This is a genomic window from Clostridium chromiireducens, from assembly GCF_002029255.1.
Classification (GTDB): domain Bacteria; phylum Bacillota; class Clostridia; order Clostridiales; family Clostridiaceae; genus Clostridium; species Clostridium chromiireducens.
The window spans coordinates 41,754-56,986 of the sequence record NZ_MZGT01000034.1; the positions used below are offsets into that span (position 1 = coordinate 41,754).

Annotated in this window: 10 protein-coding genes; 1 reads left to right on the plus strand and 9 read right to left on the minus strand. The window is 29.6% G+C overall.

Annotation, left to right across the window (positions count from 1 at the left end; genetic code table 11):
• Window positions 1–31: 31 nt before the first annotated feature.
• From CLCHR_RS13400 to CLCHR_RS13420, 5 genes are all read right to left on the minus strand, one after another.
• The gene (locus tag CLCHR_RS13400; RefSeq protein WP_079440337.1) at window positions 32–2,077 is read right to left on the minus strand and encodes a methyl-accepting chemotaxis protein; all 2,046 of its coding nucleotides are present in this window, start codon (window positions 2,075–2,077) and stop codon (window positions 32–34) included.
• A gap of 37 nt (window positions 2,078–2,114) precedes the next feature.
• Window positions 2,115–3,578, minus strand: coding sequence for a glycoside hydrolase family 32 protein (locus CLCHR_RS13405; protein ID WP_079440338.1), 1,464 nt, complete (start codon window positions 3,576–3,578; stop codon window positions 2,115–2,117).
• Between the two features lie 190 nt (window positions 3,579–3,768).
• Window positions 3,769–4,596, minus strand: a complete 828-nt coding sequence (locus CLCHR_RS13410) for a carbohydrate ABC transporter permease (RefSeq protein ID WP_119365636.1) — start codon at window positions 4,594–4,596, stop codon at window positions 3,769–3,771.
• Window positions 4,596–5,480 (minus strand): carbohydrate ABC transporter permease, encoded by an 885-nt coding sequence (locus CLCHR_RS13415; protein ID WP_079440340.1) that lies wholly within the window; start codon window positions 5,478–5,480, stop codon window positions 4,596–4,598. Before CLCHR_RS13415 ends, CLCHR_RS13410 begins: the two co-directional genes overlap by 1 nt.
• Before the next feature lie 233 nt (window positions 5,481–5,713).
• Window positions 5,714–7,021 (minus strand): ABC transporter substrate-binding protein, encoded by a 1,308-nt coding sequence (locus CLCHR_RS13420; protein ID WP_079440341.1) that lies wholly within the window; start codon window positions 7,019–7,021, stop codon window positions 5,714–5,716.
• 638 nt (window positions 7,022–7,659) lie between these two features.
• On the opposite strand from CLCHR_RS13420, the gene CLCHR_RS13425 reads away from it, so the two are divergent.
• Window positions 7,660–8,640, plus strand: a complete 981-nt coding sequence (locus CLCHR_RS13425; RefSeq protein ID WP_079440342.1) for a LacI family DNA-binding transcriptional regulator — start codon at window positions 7,660–7,662, stop codon at window positions 8,638–8,640.
• A gap of 524 nt (window positions 8,641–9,164) precedes the next feature.
• Here the strand turns inward: CLCHR_RS13425 and splB are convergent.
• The 4 genes from splB to CLCHR_RS13445 form a co-directional block, all read right to left on the minus strand.
• Window positions 9,165–10,187, minus strand: a complete 1,023-nt coding sequence (splB, locus tag CLCHR_RS13430; RefSeq protein WP_079440343.1) for a spore photoproduct lyase — start codon at window positions 10,185–10,187, stop codon at window positions 9,165–9,167.
• Between the two features lie 305 nt (window positions 10,188–10,492).
• Window positions 10,493–11,008 carry a hypothetical protein gene (locus tag CLCHR_RS13435; protein WP_079440344.1) on the minus strand — a complete coding sequence of 172 codons (516 nt, stop codon included), beginning with the start codon at window positions 11,006–11,008 and terminating at the stop codon, window positions 10,493–10,495.
• 417 nt (window positions 11,009–11,425) lie between these two features.
• The gene (locus CLCHR_RS13440) at window positions 11,426–13,534 is read right to left on the minus strand and encodes a sensor domain-containing diguanylate cyclase (protein WP_079440345.1); all 2,109 of its coding nucleotides are present in this window, start codon (window positions 13,532–13,534) and stop codon (window positions 11,426–11,428) included.
• Window positions 13,535–13,551: 17 nt separating this feature from the next.
• Window positions 13,552–14,982, minus strand: a complete 1,431-nt coding sequence (locus CLCHR_RS13445) for an extracellular solute-binding protein (protein ID WP_079440346.1) — start codon at window positions 14,980–14,982, stop codon at window positions 13,552–13,554.
• Between the last annotated feature and the right edge of the window lie 251 nt (window positions 14,983–15,233).

Here is a 15,233-nt window from a genome sequence, read left to right on the forward strand (position 1 = left end):
ATCAAATAAATATATAAATTATCTTTAAACATTACATTTTAAACATATTAATAGATTTATTAAGATTTTGGACAGCTTCATGTAATTCACTGGATAAAGAAGCTAATTCTTGAACTGATAAATTTTCTTCTTCAACTGAAGCTAAAACTTCTTGTGTTGCTGCAGATGATTCCTCAGCAAGAACAGATATATTCTCTACAGTTTCAATTGTTTTTTCTTTAAAACTATATATATCATTCATCACGAGTGTAACATTTTCTACCTGTAATGATATGTTTTCTGTGGATTCCACAATATTTCTAAAAGCATAATCTGTATTCCTTACAGATTTTTCTTGTTCATTAAATATCTTATTTGCCTGTTTAACTAAATTAACAGTATTTTTAGTCTTATTTTGAATGTTATTAATAATATTAGCTATCATCATAGTTGCTTCTTTTGATTGATCTGATAGTTTTTTTATTTCATTTGCAACTACAGCAAAACCTTTACCTACTTCACCGACTCTTGCTGCTTCAATAGAAGCATTTAATGACAAAAGGCTTGTCTGTTCACTAATTGATTTTATAACTTCAATTATTTTTTCTATTTCCTTAGAATTATTATTTAAATCATATATGTCTTCATTTATTTCTTGTACCATTGATACTGATTGTCTCGTTCTTTCATTCAATTCTCTAACTACTACAATAGATGAATTTCCAATTTCTTTTGTCTCATTTGAAATATCTTTAACCCTTCTTGTATTTTCCATAACTGTGTCTATTTTTTGAGCTAAAATTCTTATTTGATCTATTGCTTCACTAGAACTTTTTGCTTGTTCTGTAGACCCTGTTGCAATTTCTCCAATTGCCATAGAAATTTGTTTTGTAGCTTCGGCTGATTCCATTGAAATTTCAGCTACCTCTTCAACATTTTTCAGAACCTTATTAGATACCAGGCTTACTTCTCCTATGAGTCCTTTTATTTTTTGAATCATTATATTAAAACTACTGCTTAAATTTCCTATTTCATCAAGTTTTTTATAATCTAATATTACTGTTAAATCTCCATCTTCTGCTTTTTTCATTAACTTCATTATGCTGTTGAGTGGCTTAATTATCCCACGTTCTATATATAAACCAATCACTATTGCTATAATTCCACATATTACTCCTATTATTAATGTAAAAAATCCAGATAACCTAATATCATTGATAAGTGAATTCATAGGAACTTCAGATATGATCTTCCACCCATTATTACAAGAGCTAAATGTAATTAAGTTATTATCTTCTATAAAGTTCCCATACCAATCTTTTTTATATACATCCTCTATAATATTACTTAAAATGCTACTATTAGCATCTTTGTCATCAGTATTAAAAATAATATTTTTATTTTCATCTACTATTTGAACATAATTATTTTCATTCAAGTTCATTTTTTCAAAAAGATCTTTAAAAGCATTCACCTTGATGGACATTATTAATATACCATTATCACTTTTTCTGATTGTGTCCCTGTATTCTCTGATTAAGAATATTTCTGTGTTATCATTAACTCCTGTAATCCAATATATTTTATCTTCATTTTTTCTTATCTCATTATATAATTGAGAATTTTTCAATTTATTTTTAATATAGTTCTGAGAATGAGAATCCATTATTCCCAATATTTTTCCATCCTGCTGAAGGATACAGAAAGTTGAAATATTTTTATCAGAGTTTACTATAGACTTAAGTATTCCTTCAGCCTCTTTGCTTTTCTGAATACTTTCATAGGAATAACTATTTTTACTTATATCCTTCATTAAATCAGCTAAGCTTGAATTTGTTATAACTAAGGTCGTCTTATTAACATATTCATTGGAAAACGATGTAACATTCATACTGATCTGACTTAATAATTGTTCCGAAAAATTAGCTACTTTCTTTTCTACTGCATTTTCAGCCACAATATATGAAAAACTTCCAACTATAAGTATTGGCAATATTGCTATTGCCAAAAAGGTAACCATTAATTTAGCTTTTATAGTTGCTGATATTTTAAATCTTGTTTTTTCTCTTTTATTAAGGAGCCTCATGAATTTTTCCATATTTATTCATCTCCTTTTTACAATGTAAATCAGTAACTCATTTTATATCCCATTTTTTCAGAATTTCTATATTTGATTTCCCCTTTGAAAATGCTTTAATCCCTATAGCATCTTCACTTGGATATATAAGACCCGTCATTACTTTTTCTCCGTCATTAATGAATACTTCTACTGAACATTTATCAACAAATATACGAAGTTTTAATTTGTTATTAATTAAATCAACTTCTGTTCTTCTTTGACCCTTTTGTCCAACACCAGAATTATCAATATTAAATATAAATTGTTTATCTTTTTTTATATATGACAAAACTGTTTCTTCATAGTCATTTACTCTTAACTTTAAACCAAATTCATCGGCTTCCTTAGCATCATAACTTATTTCAAGTTCATAACTATCGCCATTAATATCAAGTTTTTCTTCTTTATTTATCTCAATATCCTTTAAAACAACTTCATTGATTCTATATTTCTCAATCTCTTCAACTGGTTTAAAATATAGCTTACCATCTTTTAGAATCACTTCCCTTGGAATCGTCATAGCTCCAGCCCAGTTATGACCCTTACTGTATGTCGGATATTCTTTTTCCCACATAGTCATCCAACCAATCATGATTCTCCTACCTTTGCTATCCATCGTTGTTTGAGGTGCATAAAAGTTGAATCCATAATCGACTGGGGAAAAATTGTCATATTTAAATTTTCCTAGATTATAGTCTAAACTACCAACCATATAGACACATGAATATATATTTGTAAAATCATTACTTGAGACTTTAAAATATTGTGGTGATACGATAAGAACATCTTTATCTTGCAGCGAAAATAAATCTGGACACTCCCAGTTCTCACCTAGCTCTCCACGACTTTTAGCTACAACATTAACAAATTTCCAATTTATTAAGTCGTTTGATTTGTACATCAAAACTTGTCCATTTTCACATTTATCATTAGAACCTAGAAAAGTATAATAGGAATCTCCCACTTTATATGTTTTAGGATCTCGAATATCTTTTGAGGATGAGTTATTAGGAACTTGATTTGTGTCTATTACTGGATTACATTTATATTTCGTAAAATCAATTCCATCTTCTGAATACGCTAAACACTGAACTTGCCTATAATCCTCTTTTTCATTTGTTCCAGTACTTACATGCCCAGTATAAGTAATATATAGTTTTTCATCCTTTTCTATTGCGCTTCCTGAAAAACACCCATTTCTATCAAAATCCTCATCAGGTGCTAAAGCTATGGGCAGGTGATCCCACTTTATTAAGTCCTTACTTACTGCATGTCCCCAGTGCATAGGCCCCCAAACTGCTTCGTATGGATTATGTTGATAAAACAAATGATAATTATCCTTATATTGAATGAAGCCATTAGGATCATTAATCCATCCATATTCACCCATCAAATGATAGTTAAGTCTATATTGATTATTTATTTTATATTTATTGTTCTTGATATATCGGTCTGCCTCTCTTTTTTTACTGTTATACATTTTTTAATCTCCCGCAAAACACACATTTTTATCTGATGTCTAGCCACTGTAGCGCTCCAACTTCTTTAAGCTGTAGATAACATTAGCACAACCCTCGACTAGTTACCCCTTTAGGGGATAAGTTCAACTAAATTCATCTGTAGTTTACCCTCAAGGGGCACCTAGAAAACTCCAACTGAAAAGTTTCACTTTATTTTATAGACCCTTGTAAAACTCCTCCTATAATGCTCTTTTGTAAGAACAAGTAAATTATTAATACTGGAAGTATTGATAACATCAATGCTGACATTGATAATCCGTAATCTGTAGTATAAGTACCATTGAAAGCATATGTTGATAATTGTAGTGTTCTTTCATTTGGCGCTATTAATATTAATGATGGTAGTAAGAAATCATTCCATATCCATAACACATCTAAAGTAGTTATTGTCATAGTTATAGGTTTCATAATAGGAAATACAATTTGCCAAAAGGTTTGAAATCTTGTGGCCCCATCTATCATAGCAGCTTCTTCCAATTCCACTGGTATGCTTTTAATAAATCCATGATACATAAATACTGCTAGAGACATTCCAAAGCCTAGATACATATAAATAAGTGCCCATTTAGTATTGAGCATCCCCATTGATCCATAAATTGATACTAAAGGTATCATTATTCCTTGAAATGGTATAATCATAGATAAAACCATTGCAAAAAATATAAATTTATTGAACTTCCAATCCTTTCTCACTAATATATAAGCAGTCATTGAAGAAAATATAATTATTATAAGCACACTTAAAGCAGTTATAATTAGTGTATTAATAAACGCATGACCATAGTTCATCTTTTCAAAAGCATCGGCATAATTAGAAAATTTAAAAGTACTTGGTAGAGCTAATGGATTAGAAATTACATCTTTTCTAGCTTTAAAGGAATTTATTAATACAAAAACAAATGGCACTATATATAAAAGTAGAAGTCCTGATATAACTATATATTTTATAATATTGGCTATTAATTTCTTATTTTTCATTATGCTTCTACCTCCATCTTCTTAGTTGTATAAACTTGGAATAATGATATTGCTGCGACTATTAAAAACAAAACGAAGGCCTCCGCTTGTCCAACGCCATATTGTTGTGATAAAAACGCCTTATTATAAACATGCATTGATATCATTTCAGTAGCCTGATAAGGTCCACCCTTAGTAAGTGAAAGATTTACATCGTAAACCATAAAACTTCTTTGCAAGCTCAAAAACAAACAAACTGTGAAAGATGGAATCATCATAGGAAGTGTTATACTTATGAGTTTTCTAAAACCATTAGCCCCATCTATACTTGCTGCTTCTAAAATATCACTCGGAACATTCATAAAACCAGCTACATATATAATCATTAAATATCCTGAATATTGCCAAACAGTTACAATTATTAAAGTCCAAAGTGCTTTAGTAGGATCTGCAAGCCACGAACTAGAAAAAATCGGAATATTAAAATTATTACCTATATAAACTAATATATTTGAAAATAAAAACTGCCAAATGAATCCAAGAATTATCCCACCAATAAGATTAGGTGTAAAGAATCCTGCTCTATAAAAATTTTGACCTTTCATGCCACTTGTTAATGCATATGCAAGTAAAAACGCTATTATATTCATAAGTATTACAGCTGCAATTGCATACTTAAAAGTTAACCACAACGAGTTCCAAAACACTCCATCTTTAAATACTTCTGTATAATTTTGAAATCCAATAAAATCATGAGCATCTGATACACCATTCCAATTTGTGAAAGTTAAATAAATACCATATATAAATGGAACAATCATAACTGTAAAAAATGCGAAAGTACCTGGTCCTGCATATACGAGATAAGTTTTTAATTTACCAAGAAACCCTTTTTCGTTTCTCATATTCACTACTCCTCCTATGGAAATTTTATATCCTTATATTGAATAACGGATATTCGTAAACACGCCTATCCGTTATTTTATCCAATAGCATGCATCCGTAACACTCCATTTAATCTGGATATAACGGCTGCACGTTCCTGGACTAGGTGCCCCTTGAGGGTATAAGTTCAACTAAGATTCAGATAGAGATCAAACTCCACCTGAATCAAGTTTCACTTATTTCTTTTATATTATTATTTAACGTTCTTCCAGTAATTTTGAATATCAGTAGCTAAAGCTGCTTTATCACTCTTACCATCAAGATATTTTTGCATTGAACCTCCAACTTGTGCCCAATGATCTCCAGGTAATGTTGTCATAGGAGCTATAACTTTTTTGCTTTCCACGTATTTCTTGATAGATTTTCCAAGAGGATCAGCTATTTCTAATTTAACATTTGAGAAGGCTGGAATTAAACTAGCTTTATTAACCAAGAAATCTTGTCCATTATCGCTGTATACTAACCATTCTAAAAATTTCTTTGCTGCTGCTTGTTGATCAGCATCATTGTTTTTAGTATCTACACCAATAAATTTAGCTGGTCCTGCGTATATTTGTGAATTACCATAATCATCTGCGTTGTTACTTACTGGAACTGGTATAAATCCATATTGCCCATTAGCTTGGTCAAATTCTTTAATTTGTGGCCATGCCCAGTTACCCATAAACCAGAAAGCTGCCTTACCGGTACCTAAATATTCAGGTGCTTTTTCATAAGTTCCAGCCAGTGGAGCTGATTTATCTATATTATTTGCTTTTAAAACATCAAAAGTTGTCATTACTCCGTTAAATACAGCATTACTGCTTAAATCAACTTTTCCAGCCTTTATATCTTGTACAAATTTATCTGCTGCTCCAGCTTCTTTTGATTGATCTAAATATGCTATTGGTAAGAAATGTGCTCCTAATGACCAATCCATTGGTGAAAGAACCATTGGTGACACTCCAATACCTTGTATTTTTTGGAATGCTGCTTCTAAATCCTTAGTAGTTTTGATAGTAGTTGGATCTACTCCAGCTTTATCTAATACTGTTTTGTTATATATTAATCCAAATCCTTCAATAGATAATGGGAATCCCACTTGCTTTCCATCTATTTTAGCTGCATCTAAAGCTCCTTCTGATGCATCTTTAGCCCATTTTTCTGATGAAAGATCTGCAAATTTATCTGCAAACTTAGGAATGTCATTAGGGTCAAGCATACTTAAAGATGGTGCATTTCCAGCTGCATACATTGAAGACACCTTTTGGAATGGTGATTCTCCAGCACCAGCTTGAACAATATCTACTGTGATATTAGGATTTTCTTTTGTAAAAGATTTTGTTGCATCTTCTAGTTGAGTTGCAATCTCCCCTTTTGTGTTAAGAAACGTTATTTTAACATTTTTTCCTGATGAACCTTTATCACCAGTTGAACTTCCACCACTGGAACCACAACCAGCTAATAAAGAAACTGTTAACACTGCTGTTGTTAAAATAGATACCAATTTTGACTTTTTCATAATATTCCCCCCGTTTAATATTGATTAACCAAAAGTTATAATATCCTTTGATTTAATCCTTTAATTTGAAATTATATATAAATAACTTTTTCCGATCCTAAAACCCTAGGAATGGATTAAATTATAAATATCGTTATAAATATCAATTCACTCTTGAAAACATTTACTATTTGAATTTATTATATATCCACGTTAACAACATGTCAACGGGTTGTCATACATTTTTAAAAAAATTCCTTGATTTTTTATACCCATATAACAATTAACTCTTTTTTGTATAACAAATCTTTTTTACGCTTCACTATCTTTTTCATAAGGATTCATAGAAAAAATATACTTTCACTAAAAGTAACTAAAGGCTGACAATTCTTTATATACACTGACTTTACGCACTCTAAAGCGATTTCATCCATTCAATTCACAAATCCCGTTCATGAACCTTTTTGTAATATTTCTTTCATCATTCAGCCTATTCCAAGTGCTTGTAGTTAAATCGTTATGCCCCAACAAGAATTATTATAAACATAAACTTTTCTTTTTTTATATGTCAACTCATGTTAACATATTGCTATAGATTTTTTTCTCTTTTCAAGTTATATTTAATATAGTAATTTTTTAATACGTAAGGAAGTGATCTTTTGCCTAACATAAAAGACGTTGCTAATCGTGCTGGTGTTTCAGTAACGACAGTATCTAGAATCATGAATAATAGAGGCTACATATCCGAAAGCACAAGAAAGAAAGTATATGATGCCATGGAAGAATTAAATTACCACCCAAATGAAATGGCTAAAAGTTTATATACAAAAAAATCTAATTTAATTGGATTAATATTACCTGATGTAAGCATTCCATTTTACGCTGAAGAAGCAAAACATATCGAAGAAGCTTTATACATGAATGGTTACAAACTGCTCTTATGTAATGCAAGTAATAACTGCATTCGTGAAAAAGAATATATCGCTATGTTACAAAGAAATCAAGTTGATGGAATAATCATCGGGAGCCACACTTTAAAATTAGAAGAATATACAAAGTTAAAACTTCCAATTGTTGCTTTGGACAGATTCCTCGGAAAAGATATACCTGTAATATCTGCTGACCATGCTCAAGGCGGTTCCTTAGCTGCAAACGAGTTTATACGCCTCGGCTGCAAAAATGTTATTCAATTTATAGGTAACACTCAAGTTGCTACACCTGCAAATGAAAAGAACTCTACATTCTCGGAAATAATGAAAAATAATAATATTAATTGTGTAAATATAGAATTTCCAGTAAATTTCTTTTCGTTTGAAAACTATCTACCTTTTATAAAAACAGCATTAGATGCTAATCCAAATGTTGATGGCATATTTGCCGTTGATACCATAGCATTTGCAGTAATAAAAGAATTATCCTTCCGCAACTTAAAAGTACCTAGTGATGTAAAAATTATAGGCTATGATGGAATTGCTATCGGAAGCATCATTGCTCCGATTCTCACTACAATCAAACAACCTATAAGAGATATAGCAAATTCCGCAGTGTCGACTCTGCTATATCTAATTAATAACGATAGCACTATAGTTCCTAGTGACATAAAATTGCCTGTAATGCTATCTCAAGGTCAAACAACCTAATACTACTAAATAAACTTCAAACATTTTTTACACTCGAATCCTGAATGTATATGTTAATCTGTTAACATATACATTTTTTTGCCTTACATTAATATCATTTTTAAATTATATATTGTTTTATCTTTTCTTCTTCGTCATATTATTTAAAATCGTTTTCACATTTATGATACCAGTTCCATACAGATTGTGTCAAGTCCTTTTTATAAACAAATAACTTATTGCATATAAGTTTTTCTCATACCAAACCTAATAAGCTAAATTATAGGTATTATCTAGTCCTTCCTATCTCGTTAAATTTCAATATTTCCAAAGTATTATATTCAAAATATAATTTCAAATTTTCACAAGGTATCAGTTCCACACAAATTAAATACACATAAAATTATGATCTTACACAAATTTTCATATTCAAATTCTATAATTCTAATAATATTAGAATTATTAACAAATGGCGGAGCTTATGTAAGTCCGCCATTTTTAATATACTGCGATGAGATATTGTATTTGATAAATATGACTTTGGATCATATAACATATTTAACTTCATTATTTTCAAATAGCTTTTCTATTTCTTCTATAAAAAATTGTTTAATTTCATCTATATTTTCTTTTTGATATACATACTTTCCATATCCGAACTGACCATATTTAAATTTGCGTTCTTCATCGTTCATTGGTAGTTCACTTTCAGGAAATACTTGAAGTATTATATTTTTAGCTGTTGAGGTATAGCGATGAGATATTATCTCAAAAGTTACTGGTGTTTTTAAATCTTTTGGTAATTTACTACTTAAACTTAGTAGTAAATCATGATACTCTTCTTTCCAATTTGGATAAAGAAATACAGGCGCAACCAAAAAACCTATTGGATACCCTGCTTTAGCCGCTTTTATACTCGCCTCTATTCTTAGATCTCTAGAAGCTGTTGCATGTTCATATTTATCTATAACTGAAGATGTATTAATACTAAATCTTATTTCAGTATGACCATTATGTTCTAAATCCAGTAAAGTATCTACATCGTTATACTTTGTTACAAACCTAAATCTGGCATTTTGGTTCTTTCCAAAGAATACTATAGCCTTCTCAAGAGAATGTGTGTAAGGCTCTACAGGTATAGGATCAGATGTAGCCGCCCCTTCAAATATAGTTATTTCAGGTAATCTCTCATCTATATATTTTTTAGCCTGCGCTAAGATCTCATCGATATTTACATGAACTTTGACAAAAGGTTTGTCTCCGAGTTTTGTATTTAAATAACAGTATTCACACTGTCCCATACATCCTGATATTAGTGGCAGCTGATAATGTGCCGAAGGTTTACAGGATTGAAATTTCAAACTCTTCTTTGCTCCAACTACTAAAGTCTTTTTTCCTTCCCTATATTGAGCATAAAAGTCTTCTCCCGGGATATGCTGTTTTAATTTATTTGAAGTTACATTTATAATTTCAACATCATCTTTATCCTTAAATTTATTTAAAATTTCTTTACCAGTGTCATAATCTAATGAATCTTTTTCAAATATAATTCTTTTAGGTACAAACATATCTTATTTAAAAACCAGCATATAGATAAACAAACTAAAACTTATGAGATAACTTAAAGTTTTAGCAAATTTGTAAATATGTTTATCACATAAGTCAAATGCTTTATTTGGATATCTATAATTAGTTTTGACTCCTCTCTTTATTATTTTGCGTGTTTGTTTATATATGTTTAGTATTTGCTAAAGCTTATAATATATATACCTAAATTTAGACATAACAAAAAATAACAAGTCTTTCTACCAATCCCTATTTTTCATCATGGTATTTTGATCTTGTTATTTTCTTTAATATTTATTAATTTTAATTATTTAACATTATTCTGTACCTTGTAACTCTCAATTTTATCCTTAAGTTCGTTTACATTTGGTTTTCTATCTATTGATATTTCTTTATTATTATTTAGTTTATAAATAACCGGAACCGGCTCTCCTTTTTTTAGGAACTCTAATTCTGCCGAACGAACAATTGTTGTTACATCTCCGTAAAATTTTTTATAATTCTCGCCCAAGATATCAAGTTCTATTTTTACTTCTGCCTTTCTTCCCGAGTGATTTCCCGTTTCTTTTACTTTTCTAATGAATCCTACACTTTTTACTCCATTTGCTAGTGCTCTTTTATACTTCACTTCTCTTGAAATTATTATTATAAGCGCTATAGCTAAAGGTATAAGTAAGACTAATGCTGGAATAATTAATGGTAAAGCTGCTTTAGTTTCACCTTGATCAGCTTTTGACATAAAATTTTGTGCAATAATATATAAGCTAAAACCTGCAGCTGCTATAATTAGAATTGTTGATAGATAATTCTTATCTTTTTTCATGTTTTTTCTCCTCTTCATATTCTTTAGTGTACAGTATTAAGATTATTCCTCTTTAGATTTTTTATTATTAAAAATCATAAAAATTTTTATCACAACTTTATTGTTAACGTTAACTATTTTCCATAACGTAATATTATTTTACAAAGTTTCGTAAAACTCACCTAATAATATTATATCACAAATACAAAATTGAGTATGGAAATTAATAAAATATTATGTTCATTAAAATAAATTTCGTTCTTCTCCTCTCATTATATAAATTTAAGCAAAAACAAGGTGATTCAATTCACGACCACCTTATTTTTTATTCCCACATATAATTTTTTGTCATCCCTAATTAATTATTATTATCTCTTAAAAAGAATATTTTATGTAGGCTAATCATTCTTTCAAGATATATTTTTCTTAATTTTCAAATTATAGTGATTCATGTATACAGCAAGTACCTTTATAAGACTTCTTTGCTTTATATAAGGCTTCATCTGCATAATGAAGCAGTTCATCGTAAGTTAGCTCTGCACTCTCAACCCACATTAACCCTGCTGAAATAGTAACAGTTTTAACTTTACCATCTGGTAAGATTAGTGGATAATTTTCTAGATTCATGTAAAAATTATCAATCAAAGCCTTTAGCTCTTCCTTATTTGAAAATCCATATAAGAATAAAACAAATTCATCACCAGATCTTCTTCCCAGTACTTTTTTATCATTCCCAATGGTTTTTAACTGTTCTACAGCTGCTTTGATATAGATATCTCCCCATTTATGCCCATATGTATCATTCATAGTCTTTAAATTATCTAAGTCAAACATTAAAATTCCACAAGTCCCTAAAGTTTCAATATTAGAAAGCATTTCTTGAATACGTATTTGAATGGCTTTTCTATTATAAATCTTTGTAAGAGGATCATAATCTCTTTCTTCTTTAATCATATTTTTTTCTATAATTTCTTCTGTAACATCTAATACAACTCCTATAGTGCTATCAGAATTTTTGACGGTCTTGAATTTTACATACTTATCTGGGGCTTCACTTACTATATAAACACCATCTTCTTGTTGACGGCTTAAAATTTTATTTATTTTTTCTATAAATAGAGCTTTATCAGAAACTATCTTTATCATTTCACTATCATCAATCGAAAGTAGTACTTTTAACTGATCTGTAACAAAAACTCGATCTCTTTCTTCCTTATATTCATAAGCACCTATAGGAACTCCAACCAAATCTATTATCTGAGACATCTTTACTGTTGATTCTAGAAGAGCATTGTTTGCAAACTGTATTGTGCTCGATAGTTCGTCAACCTCCGACAATCCAGTAGCTTCAAGCCTTATGGCTTTACTTTTATCACTTTCTCGTACTTGCTTAGCTAATTTTATAATTGGTTTTGTAAATTTGTAACTGATTATGTAACCACCTATTATTCCAATTAAAATAGAAATCGATAAAGATATCCATAATATATTTTTAATTTTTAAAACATGGCTAAATAATGAGTGTTCTGTCATCATTCCTACAAGATACCACTCTTCCTCCTCAAATGGAGTATTACTTTTATATAATCCAATCTTTTCTATACATCCATAAATATCATCCTTGCTATTACTATTTTCAATTCTATAAATATCTTTCTCTGGACTTATATGGGTTAGTGAAATTTTTTTATCCGAATCAATCATTCGTTTTTGAAGAGCACCAGTCATTATTACAGGTGTTATTTCATCTTCATTTTTTCTTTTATATCCAATTAGGTATCCTAATGAATCTTTTTGCTGTAAATCTGTTGCAGGTAAAGCCTGCGTAAGATAACTTACCGAAATTTCAACACCTATGACACCTCTTAAGTTGTTATCTTTATCAAAGAATGGTTCCGAATAAGTGATTATTTGTTGATCCTTTGGGAACAACTTAAATGGTACACTCCAGTAACTTAATAATTTAGAATCGTTTGATAAATAAGCTTTTTCATAAGGCTTTCTATAAAAATCTTCATTATCTTCTGTTAATTTCATTCTGTAATTCCAGTCTTCATCTAGAGGTACATTAATCTCCTTTGCCAATTCATAAGGTCCTATTAGAAAATATAAATCTTTATTATTATAATCATTGAATAAAGGATCATAATCTCTTAAATAGAGAGCAGAATGTTCCCCTTTGTTATTCTCATCATTTAAAATGAGAAATACTCCTGTAGTTTGTGTTGTCCTTAACATTGAAATCAAATATTTAGCTGCATCACTAAAGAATATCTCATTATTGCCATTTTTAGATATAGATTTCGATATTTCCGACACATATGCATCCATATTTATCCAACGATTGCTCATTTCTCTCTGCATATAATCTTTTCTATTACTTACTTTATCAGATAACGAACTATAAGCTATATCTTTTCCCTGACTTAATACACCACCAAGAACAATTGTGGCAATTAACAAGATAGCCTGAAATATAATAATCACTATAACGAAAGAGGTTAATTTAAATATTATTGATTTCTTATCAAACCTCGTAAAATTCATTTTCCTCAAGCCTTTCTTTATTTAGACATAATCTTTTCTACTTCTTGACTAAACTGCTGATACCATCTATTAAAATTTTCCTCTGAAATTAATGATTCTATAACTTTTGAGCGTTCTTCACCCGTCGCTACTCTTGCTTCTAATTTTTCTAAGTCTTTTTGTACAAAATTAAATAGATTATTCTCTAATAATGCACGCATATCATAACTTCCATCAAAAGGTCTATTTCCATATAGAATATGAGTATCAAGCATATCAAGAGTTGTATTAATAGATTTTTTAATAGCTTCATTTGAAACTTCTGTTTTATCAACCAATGGTAATATCTTATTTTTTACAAGAGATTCATTTTTTACTGGAAAATATGAGGTAGAAACAGCAAAATCAATGTTTTGTTCTGGTTCTGTGAACCACTTTAGAAATAATGCTGAAGCATATTCATGTGCTTTATCGCTTTTAGTAATACACATTCCTGCTCCTTGTTGTATAGCATAAGGTTTTCCATTTTCATAGTGTGGATATGGCAATGTAATAATATCTATTGGATATACTTCTTTCTCACTAAAAGCAACCTGTTTTGGAAAATATGCTGCCCCAGCTGTTGAACCTGTATATGCTAAAACAGTTCCAGTTTTAGCATCATCTGAACTAAATCTTCCACTTTTTATGAAATATCCTTTTAAATAAGGTATGTAATAATTTTCCCATATTTTATGGGCTATGTCTTTGCTAAAATTGAGCTTTGCTCTATCCCCAGAATAAGTATAAAACTCTGTTCCTAACTGCATGGAAGCAGACAACATATAATTAGCATTTCCATCAATGCTCAAAAAAGCTCTTCCACTATAATTTTTATATTTTTCAGAAGTTCTAACAATGCCTTCCCAATTATTAAGATCATCAAGGCTTGCTCCAGTTTCTTCTGAAAATTTATCCCAATAAGTTTTATTTAAATATAATATTTCAGTGGATTTTGCTATAGGAAGTATTCTTAATTTTTGATCTGCCCCAAATCTACCTTCTTCTAAAAACTCCTTACGAAATTCCTTTAGTTCATCTTGTGAAAAATATTGTTCTAACTCCACAAGCCCACAGAGCTTATTGGTTCTATACGCATTATCAGGATATGCAGCAAAAATATCTGGCATCACCTGTGAACCTATAGTTTTATTTGCAGCATCATACACGACATTCGCTAACTGATTAACATCTCCATGACTCTTTGCCTCGACAACAATTCCACGCTCTACCCCAATAGTTTCATTAAATTTATTTATCAGTGCATCAAATTTATCTTTAGTATTGCCATTATAATAGTGCCAAACTGTTATAGTTATAGGCCGCGATGGATTTAACGGTTCTTTTTTACCATTAAAAATTTTATATCCTCCAACAATTAAAAGTGCGATCAAAACCACTAATGATACTAGTAAAATATTTCTTTTCATAAAATCTACCCCCTTGTTTTTTAGTTAAATTCTCCAACATTGCAACAAAAAAATAATTAAAATTTCCCCTAATGATTTGACTTTTTTTGATCTTATTTATAAATATTTATCATATTATATCATAATTAGCTTCAATATAAGTAATATTAAATTTTTCTTAACAATAAATCTCACTACTATTAAATTTTATGAGATTTTTTTATTTTTAAAATATTCTTTCCTTTAATATTTTTTTTGTGTAAAATAATAAT